At 46.8% G+C, this 21059-nt stretch carries 28 protein-coding genes; 12 read left to right on the forward strand and 16 right to left on the reverse strand.

Features of this window, described 5'->3' with window-relative positions:
* The first annotated feature begins 128 nt into the window (after window positions 1-128).
* The 3 genes from G6Q48_RS17640 to G6Q48_RS17650 all read left to right on the forward strand — a co-directional run bounded on the left by G6Q48_RS17640 (window position 129) and on the right by G6Q48_RS17650 (window position 1836).
* A complete protein-coding gene (locus G6Q48_RS17640) occupies window positions 129-509 on the forward strand; it encodes a hypothetical protein (RefSeq protein ID WP_042847269.1) in 381 nt (126 codons plus the stop codon).
* Window positions 506-796, forward strand: coding sequence for a DUF1294 domain-containing protein (locus G6Q48_RS17645; RefSeq protein ID WP_226617172.1), 291 nt, complete (start codon window positions 506-508; stop codon window positions 794-796). Before G6Q48_RS17640 ends, G6Q48_RS17645 begins: the two co-directional genes overlap by 4 nt.
* Window positions 797-918: 122 nt before the next feature.
* Window positions 919-1836, forward strand: a complete 918-nt coding sequence (locus G6Q48_RS17650; protein WP_042847272.1) for a LysR family transcriptional regulator — start codon at window positions 919-921, stop codon at window positions 1834-1836.
* 65 nt (window positions 1837-1901) lie between these two features.
* On the opposite strand, the gene traA is transcribed toward G6Q48_RS17650, so the two are convergent.
* Window positions 1902-2237, reverse strand: coding sequence for a TraA family conjugative transfer protein (gene traA, locus G6Q48_RS17655; RefSeq protein WP_042847274.1), 336 nt, complete (start codon window positions 2235-2237; stop codon window positions 1902-1904).
* A 328-nt stretch (window positions 2238-2565) separates the two neighbouring features.
* Between traA and G6Q48_RS17660 the strand changes: the two genes are divergently transcribed.
* Entirely contained in the window at window positions 2566-3201 is a 636-nt protein-coding gene (locus G6Q48_RS17660) for a phospholipase D family nuclease (protein ID WP_080750914.1), read from the forward strand.
* A 59-nt stretch (window positions 3202-3260) separates the two neighbouring features.
* Here G6Q48_RS17660 and G6Q48_RS17665 read toward each other — a convergent pair whose 3' ends face one another.
* The 8 genes from G6Q48_RS17665 to G6Q48_RS22890 form a co-directional block, all read right to left on the reverse strand.
* The gene (locus G6Q48_RS17665) at window positions 3261-3953 is read right to left on the reverse strand and encodes a hypothetical protein (RefSeq protein WP_052219385.1); all 693 of its coding nucleotides are present in this window, start codon (window positions 3951-3953) and stop codon (window positions 3261-3263) included.
* Window positions 3954-4003: 50 nt separating this feature from the next.
* Window positions 4004-5146 carry a hypothetical protein gene (locus tag G6Q48_RS17670; protein WP_042847275.1) on the reverse strand — a complete coding sequence of 381 codons (1143 nt, stop codon included), beginning with the start codon at window positions 5144-5146 and terminating at the stop codon, window positions 4004-4006.
* A 287-nt stretch (window positions 5147-5433) separates the two neighbouring features.
* Window positions 5434-6504: a restriction endonuclease gene (locus G6Q48_RS17675; protein ID WP_052219386.1), complete on the reverse strand. Its 1071-nt coding sequence runs from the start codon at window positions 6502-6504 to the stop codon at window positions 5434-5436.
* A gap of 9 nt (window positions 6505-6513) precedes the next feature.
* Entirely contained in the window at window positions 6514-6885 is a 372-nt protein-coding gene (locus tag G6Q48_RS17680) for a hypothetical protein (RefSeq protein WP_042847277.1), read from the reverse strand.
* 20 nt (window positions 6886-6905) lie between these two features.
* Window positions 6906-7343, reverse strand: coding sequence for a hypothetical protein (locus G6Q48_RS17685; protein ID WP_042847279.1), 438 nt, complete (start codon window positions 7341-7343; stop codon window positions 6906-6908).
* Between the two features lie 4 nt (window positions 7344-7347).
* Window positions 7348-7983 carry a hypothetical protein gene (locus G6Q48_RS17690; RefSeq protein ID WP_042847282.1) on the reverse strand — a complete coding sequence of 212 codons (636 nt, stop codon included), beginning with the start codon at window positions 7981-7983 and terminating at the stop codon, window positions 7348-7350.
* Window positions 7980-8717, reverse strand: coding sequence for a signal peptidase I (gene lepB / locus G6Q48_RS17695; RefSeq protein WP_052219387.1), 738 nt, complete (start codon window positions 8715-8717; stop codon window positions 7980-7982). Before lepB ends, G6Q48_RS17690 begins: the two co-directional genes overlap by 4 nt.
* Window positions 8714-9133, reverse strand: a complete 420-nt coding sequence (locus tag G6Q48_RS22890; protein WP_042847283.1) for a hypothetical protein — start codon at window positions 9131-9133, stop codon at window positions 8714-8716. Before G6Q48_RS22890 ends, lepB begins: the two co-directional genes overlap by 4 nt.
* Window positions 9134-9319: 186 nt before the next feature.
* Between G6Q48_RS22890 and G6Q48_RS17705 the strand changes: the two genes are divergently transcribed.
* From G6Q48_RS17705 to G6Q48_RS17715, 3 genes are all read left to right on the forward strand, one after another.
* Window positions 9320-10105 (forward strand): hypothetical protein, encoded by a 786-nt coding sequence (locus G6Q48_RS17705; RefSeq protein ID WP_042847286.1) that lies wholly within the window; start codon window positions 9320-9322, stop codon window positions 10103-10105.
* Window position 10106: 1 nt separating this feature from the next.
* Window positions 10107-11216 (forward strand): toxic anion resistance protein, encoded by a 1110-nt coding sequence (locus tag G6Q48_RS17710; protein WP_042847288.1) that lies wholly within the window; start codon window positions 10107-10109, stop codon window positions 11214-11216.
* A 248-nt stretch (window positions 11217-11464) separates the two neighbouring features.
* Window positions 11465-12268, forward strand: a complete 804-nt coding sequence (locus G6Q48_RS17715; RefSeq protein ID WP_166267794.1) for a hypothetical protein — start codon at window positions 11465-11467, stop codon at window positions 12266-12268.
* Window positions 12269-12316: 48 nt separating this feature from the next.
* On the opposite strand, the gene G6Q48_RS22895 is transcribed toward G6Q48_RS17715, so the two are convergent.
* A complete protein-coding gene (locus G6Q48_RS22895; RefSeq protein WP_042847293.1) occupies window positions 12317-12508 on the reverse strand; it encodes a hypothetical protein in 192 nt (63 codons plus the stop codon).
* Between the two features lie 192 nt (window positions 12509-12700).
* On the opposite strand from G6Q48_RS22895, the gene G6Q48_RS22900 reads away from it, so the two are divergent.
* A complete protein-coding gene (locus G6Q48_RS22900; protein ID WP_042847295.1) occupies window positions 12701-13006 on the forward strand; it encodes a hypothetical protein in 306 nt (101 codons plus the stop codon).
* A 48-nt stretch (window positions 13007-13054) separates the two neighbouring features.
* Here the strand turns inward: G6Q48_RS22900 and G6Q48_RS17730 are convergent, their stop codons facing one another.
* The 3 genes from G6Q48_RS17730 to G6Q48_RS17740 form a co-directional block, all read right to left on the reverse strand.
* Window positions 13055-14089 (reverse strand): hypothetical protein, encoded by a 1035-nt coding sequence (locus G6Q48_RS17730; protein ID WP_162762205.1) that lies wholly within the window; start codon window positions 14087-14089, stop codon window positions 13055-13057.
* Window positions 14090-14512: 423 nt separating this feature from the next.
* Window positions 14513-14932 (reverse strand): hypothetical protein, encoded by a 420-nt coding sequence (locus G6Q48_RS17735; protein ID WP_226617171.1) that lies wholly within the window; start codon window positions 14930-14932, stop codon window positions 14513-14515.
* Between the two features lie 3 nt (window positions 14933-14935).
* Window positions 14936-15829: a hypothetical protein gene (locus tag G6Q48_RS17740; protein WP_052219389.1), complete on the reverse strand. Its 894-nt coding sequence runs from the start codon at window positions 15827-15829 to the stop codon at window positions 14936-14938.
* Between the two features lie 727 nt (window positions 15830-16556).
* On the opposite strand from G6Q48_RS17740, the gene G6Q48_RS17745 reads away from it, so the two are divergent.
* From G6Q48_RS17745 to G6Q48_RS17760, 4 genes are all read left to right on the forward strand, one after another.
* Window positions 16557-17078 carry a hypothetical protein gene (locus G6Q48_RS17745; protein ID WP_042847299.1) on the forward strand — a complete coding sequence of 174 codons (522 nt, stop codon included), beginning with the start codon at window positions 16557-16559 and terminating at the stop codon, window positions 17076-17078.
* A 363-nt stretch (window positions 17079-17441) separates the two neighbouring features.
* Complete coding sequence (locus G6Q48_RS17750) at window positions 17442-17687, forward strand: DNA polymerase III subunit theta (RefSeq protein WP_166267796.1); 246 nt, start codon at window positions 17442-17444, stop codon at window positions 17685-17687.
* A 36-nt stretch (window positions 17688-17723) separates the two neighbouring features.
* Window positions 17724-18539, forward strand: coding sequence for a hypothetical protein (locus G6Q48_RS17755; RefSeq protein ID WP_042847303.1), 816 nt, complete (start codon window positions 17724-17726; stop codon window positions 18537-18539).
* Between the two features lie 186 nt (window positions 18540-18725).
* A complete protein-coding gene (locus G6Q48_RS17760; RefSeq protein ID WP_072035187.1) occupies window positions 18726-18869 on the forward strand; it encodes a Hok/Gef family protein in 144 nt (47 codons plus the stop codon).
* A gap of 87 nt (window positions 18870-18956) precedes the next feature.
* Here the strand turns inward: G6Q48_RS17760 and umuC are convergent, their stop codons facing one another.
* The 3 genes from umuC to G6Q48_RS22905 all read right to left on the reverse strand — a co-directional run bounded on the left by umuC (window position 18957) and on the right by G6Q48_RS22905 (window position 21058).
* Window positions 18957-20222, reverse strand: coding sequence for a translesion error-prone DNA polymerase V subunit UmuC (umuC, locus tag G6Q48_RS17765; RefSeq protein ID WP_042847494.1), 1266 nt, complete (start codon window positions 20220-20222; stop codon window positions 18957-18959).
* On the reverse strand, window positions 20222-20638 hold the full coding sequence (gene umuD, locus G6Q48_RS17770) for a translesion error-prone DNA polymerase V autoproteolytic subunit (RefSeq protein WP_042847304.1): 417 nt from the start codon (window positions 20636-20638) through the stop codon (window positions 20222-20224). Before umuD ends, umuC begins: the two co-directional genes overlap by 1 nt.
* A gap of 69 nt (window positions 20639-20707) precedes the next feature.
* On the reverse strand, window positions 20708-21058 hold the full coding sequence (locus G6Q48_RS22905) for a hypothetical protein (protein WP_042847307.1): 351 nt from the start codon (window positions 21056-21058) through the stop codon (window positions 20708-20710).
* Window position 21059: the final 1 nt, after the last annotated feature.

A 21059-nucleotide genomic window follows, 5' to 3' on the forward strand; every position in this document is an offset into this window, starting at 1 on the left:
GGACAAAAAAGGCTGACTAGTGGATTCATTCGGTGTCTCATAGAGACGATAAATTTGGGGAGGTATTATCGTAAAACTCGGTAGTGGTTACCGGTTTAGAAATCCCCACAACAACAGGCCATAAGTGCATGAAGAATCCCGATGAAGAACCCTTAAATAGCGAGCCCATTAGCCCAGATAGCCTTGTTAAAACGTTACGCACGCTGTATATGAAGAGCACGCGCGCCCTTCGTGAGTCTGACCGGCAGGCACAAAAGAAAAAGCAACTGCAAAAGGCCGTGCAGGATGCCACAATGCAGTTAAACGAACTAACCATTCAAAGTCTGGATGAGCAGCGCAGTGAGGCGTTTCTGGTGCAGCAGGATATAGCAACAAAAGCACTAAGAAAGGCCAATCGTAAACTGGCGAAGTTCTTTGATACAGCTGAGGAAGTGGAAGATCGCACTACGCTTGCGATGACAAACCTTCGGGATTATCTCTCCACGAATATTGATGAGAGGAATAAATGATGTTTTACGCATACTCGGTGCTGTGGATGATTGCCTGGAGCCTCATTTCGATTTACGTGTATCGTAAGGACAAGCAACAGGCTATCGAGAGAGGCCCGCGAGTAGAGGAATTAACGCTTGATGCGCTGGCCTTTCTCGGTGGTTGGCCGGGTTGCATCATCGCCCAGCAGATGTTCAAGCATAAAACACGTAGTGCATATCAGCGCCGATTTCGTGCTTTAGTAGGGGCCTGGGTGCTTGGCTATGCTTCTTTGTGGTATTTTTTGTGGGTTGGTCAAATTATCTAATCACCAGCATTTCAGACCAAAAAGGGAGGTTGCATTTTTAATGCGCCTCCCTTTTTGTTTACTTCAAAAAAGTAAATTGCAAAAATACAATCCTAGGCTGCAATTTTGCATGGGGAGGATGCATGTATTTATCGGGATGGGACGACGTCAAAGTTTTCCTTGCTGCTTTTCGAACCAATTCCTTGAGGGGGGCATCGATTCGTTTGTCGATGGATCAGACCACGGTAAGTCGAAGGCTAACAAATTTAGAAAAACAACTCGGTGCTAAACTGTTTTACCGCACGCCAGATGGATTAGTTCCTACTGAAGTGGCAGAAAGAGTGTTAGGTATCGCCCAGGAAATGGAGCGTAACTCTGTTTCCTTTCTGCGCTTGAGTGAAGGATCTAATGGTGAATTCTCCGGTGACGTATCAATAGCTACTACAGACAGGCTTGCAGTCGAATTCCTAATGTCAGCAGTTAAGATATTGAGAGATCGCTACCCCAATATTAATGTCACCATGAAACTTGGCGCACAGATGGCAGATATGTCGCGTGGTGAAGCTGAAATTGCCGTGCGAATCCAAAGACCTGCGGCACCAGATCTAATTGCTAAAAGGCTAGGGAGCTGGGATGTCGGCCTATACGCAACCCAGACATACCTTGATAAGTTTGGCCCACCAGAACTCGGCCAGCACCTTGCTAACCATGATATCGCTTTATACGACAATAAATTCAGCAGCCCTGTACCTGATACGATGGTAGGTGAATCTCGCCGAGATGCGCGGGTTGTAGCCAGGCTGACATCAAGCTTCTTACTCACAACCTTTGTGCGTTCGGGAATGGCTTTAGGGGAACTGCCATGCTACCAAGAGCAACGGTATCCTGAGTTAATTCGAATATGGCCGGATAAGGCCAGAAAGAAAAAATATGAAGTGTGGAAAGTCGTACATAAAGATGCCGCTGAACTCGCTAGGGTAAAAGCAGTATCAGAAGTCATTTCTGAAGTGTTTGAACGTGATATTAAGCCATTTGTCGCAGACCTACAAAGCTCGCTGTAATTTGCGCTACAAAGCAAAAACCCGACCGAAGTCGGGTTTTCTTGATGCTGGCCGTAGCCGCTGAATTAGATGCCAGCTGGCAGGGCGGTCGTTACGGCGCTGGTGGAAGTCATCATGCCGTTGATGATATCCGGCGCGTAGTACAGGCCGATGGCCGCACCAACAGCGACCGCGAAGGTCATCAGGGACTGGCGAACAACCGCAGCAGCAACGCCGACGATGACGATCAGACCCACCAGCACGCGGCCCAGAGAACCCTGCATGTAGGAAGTGATTGTGGCCCACACTTCGCTAAAACCAGTTTGCTCGGTACCTTTCGCGTAAACGGCGGTCACGCCCAGAGCCAGAACAGCGGAAGCAGCCAGAACAGATTTCAGGTTACGGGCGGAGATAGTTTTCATCGTTAACATCCTTTCTTGAGTTAAATTTCAGTTTTTGGATGTTCACCTGACTATTTAACGGGTTTCAGCAGGGAACGCAGATAAATATACAGATACCGAATACCTGATTCATTAAAAAAGCCTGACAGAAATACCTTGAAACATGAGAAATAAGGTGACTTTTTGATGCAAAAAGGGAAATGGTTAGATGTAATGGATAAAAATCTGATTTATTGAGTTTTCTGCATGTAGAAAAAAGGTGAACAAATCGCATGGCTAAACGTTTTGTTGCTTGTTTTCCCTGTGTTGTAATGGTTAGTGCAATTACAAACTTCTAAAATGGTGACTCATGGATCTCAAGAAAAAGCTTTTGGTCAGTTCCTTGGCTTTCACTCTCTCGTTATCAGCCCAAAACGCATTCGCGTTTAAATTTGACGATCTGCTTAACGGTCTGGGTAGTAGCCAAGAACAAAGCGAACAAATCCCTCCACGCGCACAGAAAGGCGCGCAGATAAACCACCAAACGCAAATCGTAATTGGCTTCTCGCCAGAAGGGTCAGCCCAGAAGGCGATCATCAATGCTATCCGCTCGGCAAAGTCAGAGCTCCGCCTGGCCGCATATTCCTTTACATCGAGAGATATCGTGAAAGAGCTGGTGGCAGCAAAGAAGCGTGGTATTGATGTCAAGATTGTGGTGGATGAGAAAGGCAATAAGAGCAAGCACTCTATATCAGCGATGAATACGGTAAGACTGGCTAAGATCCCAATCCGAACCAACGGGCGATATGCCATCATGCACGACAAGTTCATCGTGGTTGACCGGCAAACGGTGGAAACTGGATCTTTCAACTACAGCGATAGTGCGAATAAGCGAAACAGTGAAAATGCGATCGTGTTGTATAATTTACCAGAAGTGGCTGAGGTTTATCTGGAGCATTGGGAACGCCGTTGGGCAGGCGGGACCGAGCCGGAGATGAGCTATTAAGTTGGAAGTGTCAAGTTAGCGAACTGAAAACCACTCTATATATCGAGTGGTTTTTTTGTTCAACGCAAAATGGCGGTGAGCTCGCTCTCGTTAGTATCGACAAAGAACACCTCCCATAGCTTTTTCGCCAGGGTAGGGTTGATGACATTCACCTTGGAAATAGGCATCACACGACTCAGACCCAACCCCATAAAGTGCTCATAGAGCATGCGGGAGTGCCCACCAAACACACTTAGCGGCTGATTCAGAAGAAACACCACCTCTGCCATTGTTAAGCCTTCAACCTGCAACGTATAGCCCAGCGCGCGGGAACAAATCTCACGCATTACGCCGCGCTTAACTCGATAAATTTCATCTTCACTGAAGTGCTTTGGTAACTCACTTCGATCGCAGGTCATAGGGTCGATGCCGTCAATATAGCAGGCCGAATCATACTCAATACGGTACTGTGGCTCACCACTGTCATCGGTATTTTGCAGGCAACCAACCGGGTCAAGAATGGTGCCATCCTCCAGGACTAACCAGCCATACTGCGTATGAGATATTGAAAAAACGCCGTGATCACCATCGTTAACCGCCTCTTTATGTCGCGTTAGCCGAGTTCCCAACATTGCCTTACCACCGAAAACACCCCGCTGAAGAAGCGCACGACAAACTAGGTATGAATGTTGTGGTGTCCATTCGGCGTGAGGAATGCTGATACAGTAGCTTGTCGCAATGAGACGGATTCCATCAATAAGAGGGCTTATCATATTTACTCCGATAAAAAAGGCGTATCAAGGATACGCCTGTCCCATTGATCTTACTTTTTTGATTTCGGCTTTTGTTCAGGCTCCGCCGAAATGTAACGAAGGGAGTCAGTCCGCTGGCCCGGCTCACCAACACCTTGGAGAATCAGTGAATAGGTTCGCTTGCCTGCAACGATAAACAGATCCGTTGCTTGCGACCAGGAGGCCTTATTTTCACTGCGCTGGACACGGAGAATACCGCCAGGCAGCAATTTCAGTTGCCAACCTTTCTCGTCTGACAGGTAGGCACTTATGTTCTCACCCTTATCCGTTGGTAGCAGGAAGATTTTGGCAGCAAACGTGCTGTAGAGATAAACGGTATCCTGTTGTTGAGCTTTATACTCAACTTTCAACGCCGAACCTGTGTAGTTCAGATCCGAACCCGTCATCGTCATAGGTTGAGCGAACTGATTAGTAGCGGGGAGCTCAACGCGCTCCGGTCGGATAGGTTCTGGTGAGCCTGCTGGTGCAGGCTCAGCCGCCTGAGTTGGTACAGGAGTTGGTACTGGCTCAGGCGCTGGCAGTTCAGCCTTCGCTTGCTCTTCAGCCACTGGGGCCGCTTTTACGTCACCGCCCAGTGAAGGGGAAACGTCGGCTTCAGGTGAATTTTCCTCAGCGATCCCAAACTTGGCCGGGTCATACTCCCGCTCATTGCTGGCCGCAATTGGAGCAGATTGCTCTGCCTTAACGACATCTTCAGCCGGAAGGATTTCTGCCGTAGGCATAACAGGCTCAACCACTTCGGCTTCAACCGGAGTTTTAGTTTCAGGCAAACTGTTCTTCTTCAGTTCGGCAATTTCCAACGCGGGCGTTTGCGGCTCGTTTTTGCTATCAGTTGTTACGGCTTCGGCATTAGTCAGTTCAGACTCATGAGCTTGAGTGCCGCTGTTCTCAATGTCCTCTTTGACTTTATCAGTCAGCGCAACACCGTCGTTACCGATATTAACCGACATAGCTTCGACTTTCTCAGCCGGAGTTTTATCGCTCGTTAAAATAACAGCCGTCATCGCACCCCCTGCGATAATGGCCGCTACGATCACGGAAAGCACCGTCTTCTTCGATACTTTCTTCGTTGGTTCAGGCGTGTCCGCTTCCGCAGAGCGTTCACGCAAAATTTCCTGACCGTATTCAGCGCCAGTGCCGCGTTTCTCAGTCATCTATTTCCCCTCAAATTCATTCATGCACATTACCGATCACTGCAACGTTCGTTATGTTTACCCCGTCGCAGTTCAGCCTATTTAACAAACCCCGCAGAACGGAGCCCATGACCAACAGTGTTACCCTCACTGCCTGGTTGGATTGCTTGGTGATTATAACGGCATTGCTTCCGCTGCCGAAATTCAGAAGGGCGAAAAGGTCTGCGTTTTGCTTCCCTTTTCAGATGGAGTGGATATAAAAAAAGAACGCCGACTAAACGGCGCTCCATGAAAGAAAAGGTGAACGACTACAGTTCGCGGGTACCACGACAGTCTGGGAATAGGGAGCAACCAAAGAATGCTGACTTGCCAGATTTTCGAAGAACCATCTTTCCGCCGCATACCGGGCACAACGGCTCTTTCGCATCAATGGATTGAGTGGTTGCTTGGGACTTAGGGGGATTCTGTTCTAACTCTCCATTCCCTTTAATCATTTCGATCAGTTGTGTACCGTCGAGTAAAATAACCTTTCCTTTCACATTTTCGCGTTGAGCGAACTTCCATGCTTCATCGGTAAACAGGCCTGACGTAATAATGAATCCACGGTGAAAGCCGTCTGCGAGCACCACACCGTAAATTTCGCGGACAATAGCAACACCGACACGGTTTGTTTTCCAGTGTTTGCATTGCACCATTTCCCGGTGGCCGAAACCCTGAAGCTCAACATCCACACCACCGTCAGCGCCAGCCTGAGTAACACGGGCGCGATAGCCTTTAGTTTCGAAGAACTTGCAAACCACTTTTTCGAACTGATCCCACGTCATTCGCTCTAAGACCTGACGTGCATTGACGACTCCTTTTAGCTTGCCAAGCGCACGCCCTGAAGCCGATAACTGAAGATATTTAACGACCGTCCCAACAAAGAAACACAAGCCGATATAGAAAAGGAAAGCACCCACTAGCAGCGGTAGTTTGGCATGGAGCAGGTTCATGACAGAGACCATTTTGTCTTCAACCTTCTCACCGGGCGGGAACAACACATCGACAATCGCCTGGCTGATGGCACCTTGATACCCATAAGCATAGAGAAGGACCGTGATTGCCGCGATTGGAAGCCCGATATAGACACGAAATAGCAATGTGGTCTGAGGGGCATTTAAAGTGCGCCAATTTTCTTTTCTGAACCACGTTCCGACAACAACCCGCCCAGAGAACGTGAAAAACAGGAAAATGGACAACGTCAGCAGAAAGGAAATCAGCTGAATTTTCGAGCTCCCCGCAAAAATCGTATTGAGCACTATAATCAGGCCCGACATACCATAGAAGCGGATCCGCATTGCCTTTTCGGGTGTAACCTGACGTTTCTTTCCTTTCGACATTTACTGCACCTATTTTCGTTTTTTAGGCCAAGCCCGGCGAGCCTTGGCCCTCACCGACAGCTCATTGGAATTTAGAATCACGATGTCGTAAACGGCAATCAACCCCACTACGGATGGCGTGCCGTAAACGACAATTTCAGGGATGAGAGGTAGGTATGGTGAAATGACAGCATAGTAAACCACTAGTGATAAGACATACGTTGCCCAGATGTAGTAAATTTCTTTGCGGGCCAGCAAAAATACAGCGGCACAGAACAAAGCCATGTTTCCAACACCGATAATGTGGAAGAGCTCGGCCTCATTCTTACTGGCATATACAGCCAGGGCATAAACACCAGCTATCATTAACATTAAAACGTAGTTCACCACACGCAAAACCATATAAACCTCAACAAAGTAGCTTAGTCATTTGAATGTGCCGAGTTTATCATCGGCAGATCCGCTGACGAAATCACTCCAGTTTCGGCCGCAGGCACGTACCCAGCCATAGCATCCTGGTTATCGCATGCGATTTGGTTGGGGATCCAAAAATCCCCGTTCGTTGCTTCAACAAACCGAAAAACCATTTGGCAGGGGACATTTAGGACAGACGCGATAATCATGGTTTGGTTGCTCCCCTCAATAAATCGGGCGCTTTCATACTGAGCATCCTCAGCGAGCCCTTCGTTAAATAAGACTTGTAGTGCATCCAGCTCCGTCACTGGATCCGTCGTCACCTCTTTGCTCGGCGCTTTCTGTTGCGCTGGGGCTGACAGAGGTGTCACAGGCATCGGCTTTCCCGGCCCGACGTTAGCGCACCCCCCAAGGATTAGAACCATCAAAACTGACAGATATTTCATTGCATTACTCCTTCATGACGATGGAATTGTGGTTATTGAATAAGTGGATTACCTGCTGAGCCGATATATCCTCCCAGCCTTCAGGCATATCCGGTAGTTCATAGGTCATGGTATCTTCACGGGCATTCACGGGAATGGAGCAAACGAGAGAGAAGTTTCCTTGCTCGTCAGATATTGCCCATATTTGGGAAAAACCAATGACAGCCCCTGCCGTGACGCGCTGATTAATGCCCAGCATCATGCAGATAGCGCGTTGATATCCCATTGCACCAGGCTCACCGTATAGCGCACAATCAACACCTAGCGCAGTCAAAGCATTTACAGCTAATTGCATTAGCTCACGAGAGACAGCCTCACCAGCAGGGTTGTCATGACGCAAGGCATAGGGAATGTGATCAGTCTCAGCCAAAAGGGAATCATCCCCGGCCAACTTAAAGCCGGTCACTTTTTGGATGTGTTCATAACGTGAGCGGAAAAAATATTCAGGTACGCAGAAGTCTGGTCCTGAAAAGTTGATGAACCCAAGCCGTTCACAGACAGCCAGAGTCTGAGCTCTCCACTCATTGTAGGCTTCTACGGCACGAGCGAATTCAGCCACCATTTCAGGTGATTTTGTCTGGTAGAAGATTTCAATCATCATTTTCGCGCACCATCTGCACCTTGGCGGATCACTGCCATTTGTACGTCGAGCGCATCGTAATTGTTGAACGGATTAAAATTGAACAATGTGTGTATGACACGGGCATGAATCCGGTCATGCGGGACCAATCCTCGTAAAGGCTTTGGTGTGCCAGGTGGGTTTTCCCAGTAACGACTATCCCATGAGTGATCACGGTTGTCCCCGGCCATAAAGTAATAGCCTTCAGGAATAACCCAGCGACCTTTTGTTGGTACATAAGCAGCGTGTGTATCGATCACAAATCTGTACGGTTTACCAGTGCGCTCATCACAGGCCGAGAACACAAGGAAACCACCTTTTTCTTCGGTTTTTTGCCCCAGTACCCTACCATTGACTCGATACGTTTTGTCTGTGTCAAATTCAACCACATCACCGGGAATGCCGATAATGCGCTTTGTATAAAGCGTGCGAGGTACTGAAGGAGCCTTGAACACAGCTACATCGCCGCGCATTAATCGGCCATCGTCCAGCAATCCCCCCAGCCTGACCGCCGTAACATAGTCACCTACTTTATAGGTGGGCTGCATGGAGCCCGTAGGGACGCTGTAGATTGAGCCTATCCACCGATCACTGACAAACAACGTCACGGACAAGGCAAGGGCGATCACAAGCCAGGGTTGCGGTTTTCGGCGTTTGATGACATCTCGGCCCAAAACTGCCACCAGCCCGACAAATAAAATACCGAGCCCATTCATGAATGCACCGCCTTCAAAGAACGCGCGTAACGAGTGAGTGAATCAGCCAGGCGTATGTAAATTGACAACAGGTAGAAGTGATATGCGCTACCTTGCGCCATTTTTACGGCCAATGGATACTCTATTTCTTCGCCTCCTTCCATGATTATGAGGGACAAGTTGACGAATTGGTCATCACGACTAAAGCGTACACGGATTACCCGATTCGTTTTTACCGGCAGGTAATAACAGCGATACCCGATCACCGCAAAAACCAGTAAGAAAAGAGCCAGCAAACCGACTGGGACAATCCAAGTTAATTCCCCCGATAAACAGAACCAAAAGGCAACAGAAACAGCACCGTCAGTCAGTAACGTGAATACGCGGTTGAGCCGTAGGCGGCCAGTCAAGATCATCAATGGTACGAATCGGAGCATAGCTTCCTCCTGTTTATGGATGCGGACAGGATACCGAACACCTAACCGGTGACTGAGTTTTTTCATCGACAAAACGAAGACGAAAAAAAGGGGGCTTATTACTGATAAAAATTGACCTCATTTTCTTTGTCAGCAAATTTGTCGTGATAGCTTGAAGGTAGATTCTATTGTTCTTTAGGAGTGCGCATGTCCACCAGCCTGATTGCTCGGCAATTACCCGCGTTCGTCAATGACGCGATAGGCGTTGTTAGCTTTGGTCCCAAATTACTGTCCCATTCCGATGACATCCTTGATTTCAACGGTAACAAAATGACGCTGGAAGAAGCCATGAAATCGGGATCTGAAGATACGAAAATCAGCGAAACAAGCGCACTCTTGGTAAAGCACCTTGAGGCTTGTGACCCTGCGGTGTACTTCAAGCGCAAGACGGGATTCCTGTCCCGCATCTGGGATGCCCTGACGGGGTCAAAAGAAACACGCATGATTGAGTTCACCATGAATTGTCGTCGTGTCGATCGGCTGGTGGCACAAGCCCCATTGATACTGGAGCAGGCGCAAAAAGGCGTGCATATCTTGTTGGCGCTTGAGCAAATCTATACGCGTGACATTGAAGCTTTGGACGCTTACATCCAAGAAGGCCGGGCATTTATAGCCCAATATCGTGAAAGTGGGGAGGGGCTATCAGATCAGTTGGAGTACGGACTGACCCGCTTAGCTCAACGCATCCTTAATCTGGAAGTCACCAAAGCCTCTTCAGAAATGAATAAGGTTCAGGTAGGGATGTTGCTGCACTCTGCCGCAACAGAGGTAGACCTTCTGGATGCGGTTGTGAAAAGTGCAATCCCTATCTGGCATCACCAAATAAAACAACTGCGAAGTGGAGCGGCCAATATCGAGATAGATCCGCAAGTCGAACAGCGTTTTCGAACGTTGGTAAACAAACTCAACGATAACGTTAAAAAGGGTAGCTGATATGACCAACACAATCACTGTCACCGCTGATCAGATTATTTTGAACAAAGAGTCTGAAAAGTTTGCCGTCACCCCAGCTCAGCGCGATCAGGTCGCTGCCGTCGCAAACACCCTTGTGCTGGGCGATCCAAGGAGCGCACATAACTTTGGCCGCAGCAAATCACCCGATGGTGCCTATCTGGATAAGCTGTTGGAAAACGTTCATGTCTATAACCAAGGCAAGGACGGCAAGCGGCTGAATGAAATCGTTGAACTTGCTCGCGATATCAGTACGTCTGTACAGCCTGGCAAGGTGCAGCAGCTGTTACTGAAAATCCCAGTGCTCGGGTACTACGCGACGCGCGCACTTCGACTCGCTCATCGGGCGAATGACCGTTTTGACAACGTTAAAAACCAAGTCAGCTTACTGACGGAAGACATCACCAGCATCTCGACTGATCTCATTGGTCACAACAATAACCTCGACATTTTGTATGAGGAAGTGCTGGCCGAAGTGCATGAGTCGGGCATTAATATTGTGGCCGCAGGTTTCGCGATAGAGCATATTGAAGCCACCCTGAAACAGCGCCGCAAGGCATTGAAGAGCGACCCAGAAAACAATTTGCTTGCTTTGGAAGTCAGTAATATCGACCACCAGCTGGCCGTACTGAAAAAACGCAAAGTAGATATCATCATGACGCAGCAGAAATGCTTTGAGGATTTGACCATGATCCGAATGATGCAGCGAAATAACCTCAACATGCTTGACCAGTTTGAAACCATCAAGCGTGTAACACTCCCATCTGCCAAACGCGCTCACTTGCTGGTGGATCAGGCCACACAAAGTAACAACCGTTCAAAGCTGGTTCAGGCAGTGGGCGATGTCGTTAATGCGCAGGCGAGACACCAGGCAGACTTGGTCAGCGAGAGCTCCATCCGAATTGCACGGGAAGGACATCGCCCGGTGTATGATGAGTCAACATTGGAGCACATTTCAAACACCATCGGCGGTGCCGCGCGCGAGATTAAACGGATCCAACGTGAAAGCGAAGGCCACTACGCTCGCCTATCTGAACGTACAGACGCCTGGCAGAAGCACCGCCGTGAACTGCTTTTGGAACTGGCGGAATAATTTAGCAGTTACATCATAGGCCGAGTTATTCGGCCATCTCATTTAACGTTTAGTGTCCGGAGGGGGGAATGGTTAAGACAGAACCAGATATTGTCTCGACTGAAAAACGTATTCAACACAAGCGAAATCGATTGTTTTTGACGGGTTGCATCCTGTTGCTGCTTGCGGGTTTCGTCTGGATATTCAGTTGGATGCAACAGTTTGAACTGGATACACTCCATGCTATGGCGATCAATAAACCTGTTAATTTGTCTCTCGGTTCAGGGGCGTCGATAGAAGGGGGATTTGTCACAATCGGCGGGGTTATTGAAAAATACCTTTCGTATAGTATTCCATTTTTAGTTGCATTGGCCGTTGTCGTGGTAGGGATTGCGATAATGCAGTCAGAAGCATCGTACCTCATCATCATTGCGCCTGTCGCCGGTGTCATTTTTTCAACAATAATCCTGACGCATGATGAACCAAAATCGTTACCTAGCGCCACTTCGGTACGGACTGAAATACTTATTCCTGCCGGTGAGGTTAATGAATTACTGAGCGCGATCACGACAGAATACCCAGGGGTTGGCCTTATCCTGAAGGATGCGATGGAAAAGGGGAGCAATGATACAAATGCGGTTACCGCTTTTGAAGGTGAAATACGTTCAGGCTATGCTGCGGGTGACGCTCGTCGTGCGATGTCCATAAGCGTGGCATTGGTTCAGGCTCTGGCTGTGGCCGCGCAGAACACTTCTGACGAGAAGGAAGCTAACAAGCTTCTGGATAAAGCGAGCCGAGTCGCAGCCCTCAGTGTTCGCATTTTGAGGGATAATTATTTTGTGGATAGCGAGTTGGCATATCGATTATATGAATTGGCCCAGCGACTTGAGCCAAGCATTGTTAATGATGCCAAACCAAGCATTGAAGTGAAGTATCAGGAGTCGGCTGAAATCGCAGGAATATCACGAATACTGAACTGTGCTTTACTTGTGATGACAATGATACTCATCACGTTGTCTGGATTCGCAAATAGAAATCTGCGTTTGCTGAAGCAACTGAGAACGCAGCCGTGAACCACAATTCATAGAAACGAAGAGCCCCGGTTTTGCCGGGGCTTTTGATTAATGGTAGTGCTTGTTGTGATCGTTTTCCTCTTCTGCTTGAGAGGCCGCTGACATAATAGCCGGAGGTTCGGCGTAATCCTTTCCCTCATCATCCGGCTTCTTAAAGAATTTTGACCAAATGTAGTGACCAGCCAGTAAGGCAACTCCACCACCAATCATCAGCACATCAAACAAGTCGAGCTTAGGCATTTTTCTTCTCCAGTCAAAATGGGTCCATACCCGGCTGGCGTTTAACGCTTTCGGGCAGCGTAGGCAGTTCCCAATTTAAACACGGGCATTCTGACAAAAACACAGAAAAGGAGAGCGAAACGAGGGGGAAAAAAATCTGGCTCCATACAGTGCCATGAGATAATTAAGGCTCTTACCAACGCAGAGGTTTTAATGGCATTGATTATCCGAGCAGGAACCGGCCAGAGTGATACCACAGTCACCAAGGCTGATGAGCAAGGGCTTCTTGACCCTGTATTCGTTCAAAGCGTTCTGAAAGGGTACCCTGAGTTTTCTCAGCTAAGTCAGGGCATCACGTTGAATGGTGTGGTCTATGATCGTGTTCTCATGAATGAAGACGCGAAACACAGCGAGCTGGGTTTGAATCAACGAGCCACCACTTTGCTGGAGGAACATGTTTGCCTGGAAGGGCCGATCGTCGGTGATGTGTTGTTGCTAACGTCAGGAGAGCTTTACTGACACGTCGGTAATAAAAAGGCAACCATGTGGTTGCCTTTTCTTGTTGGATCATCCCAGCTGGTGGGGGTATTTGAGCCACCAGTCAGGTGAGTATAGGAAGTTTCCTTTCTCTTTCCAGCCAGCACCTATCAGCTGATCTTTAACAAAGTCAGGTTGTTTGCGTAGCGTGTCAATGGAAACTTCATCGACAATACAGACCGTTCCTTTCTCACCTTCAATCTCACTTTTAATGTAACGTGTCAGGCCGATGAGTTGAATGCGTGAGCTGATTGCACCTGCTGTCCGATCCATTTTTTTGGCTATCACGTCTGGCGAATGATGCTCCCCAAGTAAAGTGAATAGGAATTTATAGTTGCCAGCGAACCATAATTTACCGTTGCGCGTTTTTTCACGAGCAGGTGCTGGCTGGCGCTTTTCAGTGGATGTAGGTGGTGTCGAAGCTGCGGGGGTGGCGTTTTTTTCAGCCAGAGGAGGGGGTTGAGGTGCTGCGGTATCAATAGCCTGTCGTTTGGCATTCACTGCTTTCAACAAGGTTGCAGCGGCCATCATGTGCTCATTACACCGAACTGGTGTATCGGCTTCTGTGACTGAAGCTTTCAGCGGCCAGGAGCCTGGAATCAGGTCGGTGATCTGGGTTGCGTCAGACCACCAGGTTGGGGCTGTTAATTGCAAACCATCAATGAGCCAGCCATTGTGCAACATAGGTAGCACGTCAAAATAACGCATTTTCGACAGCACTCGTGGCTGGATAGTTGCGCACATCCAGACCTTGGCCTCCCCTGAGTCTTCAGCAGTTCCGACACGAACCAAACCCATGATAGAGAGCTGTTGAATAATATTAGACATGCTGCGCATCAGTACCTGCGTTAGTGCATCCTTACTGGGGCGCTGAGACAGAGCTGTCAGCATCATGCCCACATCCTCTGGAGTCCAAGGCTTACCGTTATTGAGCAAGTGAACTGTTCGGCGAGCAGGCGCGTCAGCATCGTCGTTATAACGAAACGCAAGAGCAGGGCGTGATGTCCACCACTCAGGCGACCGCAGTGATTGCTCTCCACGCCATACCTGTGGAGCCCATCCCATCTCGGTCAGATTGCGATAAATGCCGGACATAGTTTTACCCAAGCAAGCAATACCGACCTGGTGATTTGGCACCAGGGTTATCTGGCTGAGGTCATCAATGTTTTCACAAGTGGCAATGTACAAATCCATCGCGATACACTTGCGTTGAATTTCTTCCACATCCTTACCGATGACTGACGATAAGGCTGTAAAAGAGTAGTTATCCTTCAGCCCCTTCACAAGCTTGAGTTCGTCAGTAATCGACCACGCGATGTTCTCTTGAGTCATGTTGAGGTCCTATTTGATTACTACAGTGCTGATATTTTAACCGAGGGCAAGTCACTATCGAAATTTTGTGACCTATTTTGCACAGGGTTATGTACAGAATTTGTGGATAAAATGGCGATCAAAAAGCTTGATTTAAATTTCAAAGGCATCATTGGATTAGCCCTCTAGATTTAAGCTAACGTGCAGGTCAACGGTTGCCTGGCAGCCGGGGATGTATCTCGGCCAATCAGTTGCATTTGCTCGCTTTATAACCACGACCTCAAATCCAAACTGATCCGCAGTCAGGTCAACAATAAAGTCAGCATTATCCGCAGTTGCTTCACACCAATAATGGCCGTGCTGAGATGATGATGTGTATAACCCTCCGTCAGCGTACCCATCACCTCCACGGATCCGTGTCGGATAGCCGCCTCGGGTTAACATTGCGGCCAGCATCAAACTGGCATATAGACAGGTTCCCTTGGTTGAGGAAACATTGCAGTGTGCTAGTAACCCGTCGAGTATAATTCTTGCCTTCTGGGCAATCTCGGTTAATGAAGGTCGGGCTGGTGGAATGGTTAGGTGATGTGGGCTCACGGATTAGCCCTCATTCAACAGACGCTGTATAGCCGCTCTGACACGCAGGATTGCCGCACGCTCAGCGATTGTGCTGAATCCCTTAGTGTTATGCTTGCGTTCAAAAATGTCTTTTTCCCAGGCGGAGATATAGCCCTTTTCCCGTGCCTCGGCCAATTTGACTACCAGTTGTTCAGGATCTGAAATGACACAGAAGGGGGTGGCACTAACCTTTGCGAGGGCCTGCGCTTCTGCGGTGGTTTCCGGTAGCGCTTTGGAAATCCCGGCCTGCATCATTTTGGTTTGGATGTTAGCTCGTATCGCGTGCTGTTTGACCGTTAATTTTTTCATAGGAAAGGTCCGCAATGCGAAGTCCTTTTCCCACTGGTTGATGACATTCTGATTGAATGCGGTTTGGATGTGACTTGCACCGTAGACCAGCGCACGACTTTCTTCACCCATGTCTGCTAATTTGGCATTGATAGACTCACGCGTTTTCCGTTGTTTCTGCGTTAGCTTCCGCTTGTCGATGTTGCTCAGGTAAAACTCAAATTCCCAGGGGGTAATCACGGATTGAGCCAATGCCATTTCAAGCAATTTTCGACTGGCTGCTTTCGTACCGTCTTTTGATATCCGATCAATTGCATTGAAAATGCCATCCGAACCCAGAGCCATGAATTTATTGACGCAGCAGTTCCCAACTCTTGCAGCCTTGTTGTTCGTTTTATTTTTGATAACGCAGATTTTTATGATTGGCTGATGGCCGCACAAGCACTGGTCAGCTATCTGCGCCCGAAAAACTTGCTGTAATGACCATTCAGTACGGGCACTTTCCCAATCTTCAGCCGTGGACATTTTCGTAATGCGCTGCATTAATTGTATGTGCTTGTAACTTTTTGCTTCGTTGCTCTCGCTCATTGTTTTTCCAGTCAATCAAATCCTTACCTTTTCCCTGTAGGGTATAGATTTTGCCAAATAAGGGTCAACGGAAAAGCACCCTGTTTTGTTGTCCTTTTCGGTACAATTAACAGCGTGTTAGTAATTGCATATTTATGCATAAAAACTAATGGAATATGAGTGAGGTTTAAGCCGTAAAAAAGGGGGTGACTCGTTAAAAGTCACCCCCCACACTGGATCCCCACCCAGACATACAATGCTTCACATTCGTTTGCATTGATTTAAATCATACATTCTTCAGAATTAGATGGAAGTCTTTTTTTGGTCAAAAAATGCATAAACCACGAATGAACATTTGAAGCGAAAATGCGTGATAAAATTGTCACGATTTTTCCATTGCTTACAGCAAGTATATATTTGCTCAGTATAATTTGCATTTTTACCACCGTGGGTCGCGTTTATGCAGCATGAATGACCTATGTGCAATGTGGGCACAAATTAACCAGAATTTAACAAATCACTCGATGGTGCGCACAACTGAAAAGCGCCGATAAAACTAGCCGTTTCATCCAACCTTTGTGACAAAATTGGTTTATCCTCTTTGGATAAATGCCTTTCTTGGCTAATTGGGCATTTCAAAAGCCAGACATTGTTTCTTGAATTATTACGCATGATCTCGGTTAAGTGATTTCGTCAGGCGACTGGGCGGGCTTACCATTTCTGTATTAACGTACAGAAGGAGCTCAGAATGACTGCAATAATTGATAAACAGATTTCCGCCGCGAACTTAAATGCATTTGGCTGGCAGTTGGGAGACCACATTCACTCAACACCGTTTACCTCCCATGTTTTTTATCTGCGGGACTACCGAGATGATCAGGTGCATTTGGTGACCATTGGACAGCGGGACTTTGATTCAGCGCGCACAAACCTTGATGTGCCCATTGGGGCTCATGTGGAGGCAATAGCTCAGCTCATTAAAAAAAGTAGGAAAAAAGCATTATCGCAAAAGCATGCTGGCGCGCTCAGCTTTGCGTTAGTGAATTACATCAAAAACACTGGCGCTTATCGCCAATGGCTCACTTTGATTTCACCCGGCGAACGCATGCACGCAGTCATGAATATCTATAGCCAGAAAAATGGCCTAGTGAGACTTCGGCCATTTATCGTGCGCCACGATGAGTTAATGCTGACACCGAACGATGTCATGCAGAGCACTGAACAGATTTTTGTGATGGATAAAGCCAGGAATCCAGAGTGGTTTAACTAATCTGATATCTACTCGATAATAAGAAAAGAAGAGAGCGTTTGCTCTCTTTTTTTTGAAGTGACTCAACATTGTGTAATTTTGCATTAACCTGCAAGTAGACGAGTAGGGCAGGAACGCATAAAATTATAATCGCGAAATGCCTTTATAAATCAATGGCTTATTTAACATAATCCTCATTATATGTATCGCGTTAACAATTTTAACAATTGGGTTTCCTGAGGAGATTTCGAACCTCAAAGTGTCAGAAATGGAATTGAAAGATGAAAATGAGAGCCAACGCATCTTGTTATCTTTCAATGTGCATAGACTTATACTTTAACCATATTATGATCGATGGATTAGACGTTAAATTAAAGGCACGACATGGGACACAACTTAGCGGAATTATCTAAAGAAGAAATGGACAAGGTTAATGTTGACCTTGCTGCTTCAGCCGTTGCTTATAAAGAGCGACTAAATAAGCAAGTGCTTGATGTTCAAGTTGAACAGGAGCAGCCAGAGCACCTGAGAGAATATTTCCGTGAGAGATTAGCTCATTACCGCAAGCTTTCCGAGACACTGCCTGGCGCGGGCTATTACGCAACGCTAGACAGCAAAGCACAGCAATGAGCTTACACTTTTAACCTACTTTTATATGGATATTAAATGACGGAATTAAACAAAAACGACTGGATCATTGAAGCTGATAAATCTATTAAGGATGTCTTAGCTAATGCACTACGAACCGATAAAAATGGTTCTTGGGATGAAAATCAGATAACAACGAACGCATTGAATGCCATTGGTAGCTTAGGGAAGCAATTGAAATGGAAATCGCAAAACCAATCTACTGTTTGGGAGTCATATAAGCAAAAAGGCAAGGCTGAGACAGCTTCAGGGGACGTACTTTTTTTTATTAAAGTAATCTTATCTAATGAGGTGACCATCGAGGGGGTAATTTACTACGAAGCAAAAAAAATGTATTTAAATGAAAGACAAGAACCTACAGGATACTCAGCTTTTGACTTCAATCAATTGGGCAGGATAGTACACCACTCATGGGGAAGCAACATATTACTATACGACGTAAGCCTTACTTCAAGTGCTAATGGAGGAGACCCGGAACACTCAGTTGGTTCGTTTGCTTTACCAGCTGCTTTTGTTTATTCCCTCCTAAAAGGCACTAGCAGATTTACTTCCAATCAATCCAAAGAATTACCAGGCTTAGGCAAGCCGTGGGCAAATTTTTTGGCTGATAATTTCTCTGGATTTGGTTTAGATTACCATCCCGCAGTCGTCGGTTACGCAAAGGAATACATATCTCAAAAGCATCCATTGTTACCTGCAAATATAGTCATTGCAACCACAAGTAAAGCGCCAGAGATAGAGCCAGAACTGGACCGCCGTTTTATTATTCCAAATTTATATATCCCGTCTGGTGAAGATGCAGATGGTGAGGTCATTCGTCATACTGATGATTAATGAGATCAGATGTTTGTGGGAAGTAAAAGTCTGTTATTATGGATTTGGGTGCTTGAATCATTTTGGTTCGAGCATTTGCAAGTTCCAAAAAGACGAAAGCCCCGAATTATATATGACAATAATTCGAGGCAGTCTCCAAACGTAGCAATTTGATTCTGCCTCCTTTAACAAAAGGAGTCAAGAGGAATGACCAAGTTTGCCCTTATTAGGCTGATTGCCGTATGTATTACGGTTTTGTGTTTCTCTCTGCTAATGCGAGATAGGCTTTGCTCTTTGAGTGTAAGCAGCGGAAATACAGTGGTTCAAGCTACTCTTTCCTGTAACGAGTAGTCTTGTGGGGGAGTTATCTCCCCCACATTTCTCTTTCTTTTGCCATGTTCGGTGATGCAAGCACCCTTTTCAATGCCTTCCTGACGATCAACGCACCTTCGCAATCGGGAGGTCATTGACGTTTGTTGTATATTCCGGAGACAGCATGCCGCGCGTCATTCCCCAGGATGGGTCACATCCTTTTCCAGCAAAGCCAATATTGAATTTTCCAGATCGATTCATGTTATCCAATAGAGCCATCAACTCTTCACTTCTTTTAAAAGGTTTGGCGGTGGAAAAAAGGTCGAACTGAGTAACATTTGAACCGGAAAAATCAGACAGCATCACGCCTGCTCGGTGGTATTGATACCCTTCCCTCCAAATTGCCCCCAGAGCTTTAACTGCGGCATTAATGATATCTCTTGTGTCTGCGCTAGCGTACACCAGACGCTCAGTAGCCCGATTGCTATACAAAGGGCCTGGCGAATAATGGCTTGTGCCAAGGAATACACTGACGACGCCACACAGTTGCTTTTCAGCCCTCAATTTCTCACTCGCTCTCTCTGCATAGGAACAAATTGCCTGGTGCATTTCGTCATAGCATTGAACTTTTTTGCCAAAAGATTTCGAGGAAATAATTTGCTCTTTAACTTTTCGCACTTCTTCTATTTCAATACAGGACTCACCGTTGAGCTCACGAACCGTCCTTTCAACGACAACGCCGAAGGTTTTTCGGATCGTAGCGATATTAGCATCAGCCAACTCTAACGCGGTATTAATGCCCATCATACGCAGCTTGGCAGAAATGCGACGACCCACCCCCCAAATCTCATCAACCGGTAATAATGACATCAATTTTCTTTGTCTGGTTTTTTGGCTTAATTCGACTACGCCCCCGGTTTTGCTCCAGCGCTTTGCCGCATGATTAGCCAGCTTGGCGAGTGTTTTTGTCGGACCAAAACCAACGCCAATAGGAACATGTGCAATTTGCAAAATGTCTTTTTGGATGGCCCGGCCAAATTCCTCGTACCCCCCTAACCTTTTACTTTCTGGCACGATCAGAAAGGCCTCGTCTATTGAGTATACTTCCATGACATCTGCAAAAGTGGATAACACAGACATAGTTCTGTCTGATACATCCTGGTACAAGGTGTAATTTGAAGAGAAGACTTGAACATTGTTTTTTTTAAAGAAATTTGCATTTTCAAAGTACAGAGCCCCCATTTTAATACCCAGCGCCTTTGCCTCCTTTGAACGTGAGATTACGATATGGTCATTATTTGCCAGAACAACAATAGGTAAGCCCTGGAGGCGCGGGTTAAAAGCAGACTCGCACGAACAATAAAAACTGTTAATGTCGCAGTGAGCAAACATCATAACGTTTTGTGAATAACGTAGGTCACAACCCCAAAGACGGTGAACTCAGCCCAATCAGCTATAGGAATTGGAGAAAAACTTGGGTTCATCGGGATAAGTGCTGGATACGGCGTTTTTTGGAGTTTTTTGATAGTAAATTCGCCATCTATGGAAGCGATGATAATGTTTCCGTCATGCGCCTGTAGGCTACTGTCTACGATAACAATGTCACCATCGCTAATATTGGCGTCGATCATTGATGTACCTGATACCCTCAAAAAATAGGTTCCCGCCGGGTGTGTTATTAATAATTCGTTTAAGTCTATGTTTTTTTTGGCGTAATCAGCGGCTGGGGAGGGAAAGCCTGCGGGAATGAGCGCCTCGAAAAAAGGCAGTTTTATCCCCGCTGGTAATTCACATAATGAAAATTGCATAACGCCACCTTTTGAATAACTGTAAATATATACAGTATTATTATTCAGGTGCGAATGATTGTCTAGTTGCTATTTTGTGATGGTATTCCGGTAAAGAATATACTCGCGATACAGAAGCATGATAAACCCACCCGCGACAAAGCCTGAAATGCTGCTCTGATATCCTTCTGGGGGGTGATAGCCTGCGATGGTAGCGAGTAAAATACAAGGCATACCAACCAATATAACGATTGTCCTTACGGCCTTTTGCCTGCCCATTAACATTAAAAAGGCAAGGCCAAGTATGAAGCCAAGCAATGTCGTAGCATCAACACCCAGACTAACAAGTCGGACTATGATTAAGGCGATTATAAATATTGCGATGAGCAGCTTATTTTTTTGGTTGCGGTACATGTAATGAATGAATTCAAGTAACCGCATC

Source organism: Providencia sp. M-27, from assembly GCF_011077905.1.
In the GTDB taxonomy this organism is placed as follows: domain Bacteria; phylum Pseudomonadota; class Gammaproteobacteria; order Enterobacterales; family Enterobacteriaceae; genus Providencia; species Providencia huaxiensis.

Coding starts and splice junctions, on each gene's coding strand:
- G6Q48_RS17640 (WP_042847269.1), top strand. CDS start 129: ATGAAGAATCCCGATGAAGAACCCTTAAATAGCGAGCCCATTAGCCCA.
- G6Q48_RS17645 (WP_226617172.1), top strand. CDS start 506: ATGATGTTTTACGCATACTCGGTGCTGTGGATGATTGCCTGGAGCCTC.
- G6Q48_RS17650 (WP_042847272.1), top strand. CDS start 919: ATGTATTTATCGGGATGGGACGACGTCAAAGTTTTCCTTGCTGCTTTT.
- traA (WP_042847274.1), bottom strand. CDS start 2,237: ATGAAAACTATCTCCGCCCGTAACCTGAAATCTGTTCTGGCTGCTTCC.
- G6Q48_RS17660 (WP_080750914.1), top strand. CDS start 2,566: ATGGATCTCAAGAAAAAGCTTTTGGTCAGTTCCTTGGCTTTCACTCTC.
- G6Q48_RS17665 (WP_052219385.1), bottom strand. CDS start 3,953: ATGATAAGCCCTCTTATTGATGGAATCCGTCTCATTGCGACAAGCTAC.
- G6Q48_RS17670 (WP_042847275.1), bottom strand. CDS start 5,146: ATGACTGAGAAACGCGGCACTGGCGCTGAATACGGTCAGGAAATTTTG.
- G6Q48_RS17675 (WP_052219386.1), bottom strand. CDS start 6,504: ATGTCGAAAGGAAAGAAACGTCAGGTTACACCCGAAAAGGCAATGCGG.
- G6Q48_RS17680 (WP_042847277.1), bottom strand. CDS start 6,885: ATGGTTTTGCGTGTGGTGAACTACGTTTTAATGTTAATGATAGCTGGT.
- G6Q48_RS17685 (WP_042847279.1), bottom strand. CDS start 7,343: ATGAAATATCTGTCAGTTTTGATGGTTCTAATCCTTGGGGGGTGCGCT.
- G6Q48_RS17690 (WP_042847282.1), bottom strand. CDS start 7,983: ATGATGATTGAAATCTTCTACCAGACAAAATCACCTGAAATGGTGGCT.
- lepB (WP_052219387.1), bottom strand. CDS start 8,717: ATGAATGGGCTCGGTATTTTATTTGTCGGGCTGGTGGCAGTTTTGGGC.
- G6Q48_RS22890 (WP_042847283.1), bottom strand. CDS start 9,133: ATGCTCCGATTCGTACCATTGATGATCTTGACTGGCCGCCTACGGCTC.
- G6Q48_RS17705 (WP_042847286.1), top strand. CDS start 9,320: ATGTCCACCAGCCTGATTGCTCGGCAATTACCCGCGTTCGTCAATGAC.
- G6Q48_RS17710 (WP_042847288.1), top strand. CDS start 10,107: ATGACCAACACAATCACTGTCACCGCTGATCAGATTATTTTGAACAAA.
- G6Q48_RS22895 (WP_042847293.1), bottom strand. CDS start 12,508: ATGCCTAAGCTCGACTTGTTTGATGTGCTGATGATTGGTGGTGGAGTT.
- G6Q48_RS22900 (WP_042847295.1), top strand. CDS start 12,701: ATGGCATTGATTATCCGAGCAGGAACCGGCCAGAGTGATACCACAGTC.
- G6Q48_RS17730 (WP_162762205.1), bottom strand. CDS start 14,089: ATGGGATGGGCTCCACAGGTATGGCGTGGAGAGCAATCACTGCGGTCG.
- G6Q48_RS17740 (WP_052219389.1), bottom strand. CDS start 15,829: ATGAGCGAGAGCAACGAAGCAAAAAGTTACAAGCACATACAATTAATG.
- G6Q48_RS17745 (WP_042847299.1), top strand. CDS start 16,557: ATGACTGCAATAATTGATAAACAGATTTCCGCCGCGAACTTAAATGCA.
- G6Q48_RS17750 (WP_166267796.1), top strand. CDS start 17,442: ATGGGACACAACTTAGCGGAATTATCTAAAGAAGAAATGGACAAGGTT.
- G6Q48_RS17755 (WP_042847303.1), top strand. CDS start 17,724: ATGACGGAATTAAACAAAAACGACTGGATCATTGAAGCTGATAAATCT.
- G6Q48_RS17760 (WP_072035187.1), top strand. CDS start 18,726: ATGACCAAGTTTGCCCTTATTAGGCTGATTGCCGTATGTATTACGGTT.
- umuC (WP_042847494.1), bottom strand. CDS start 20,222: ATGTTTGCTCACTGCGACATTAACAGTTTTTATTGTTCGTGCGAGTCT.
- umuD (WP_042847304.1), bottom strand. CDS start 20,638: ATGCAATTTTCATTATGTGAATTACCAGCGGGGATAAAACTGCCTTTT.
- G6Q48_RS22905 (WP_042847307.1), bottom strand. CDS start 21,058: ATGCGGTTACTTGAATTCATTCATTACATGTACCGCAACCAAAAAAAT.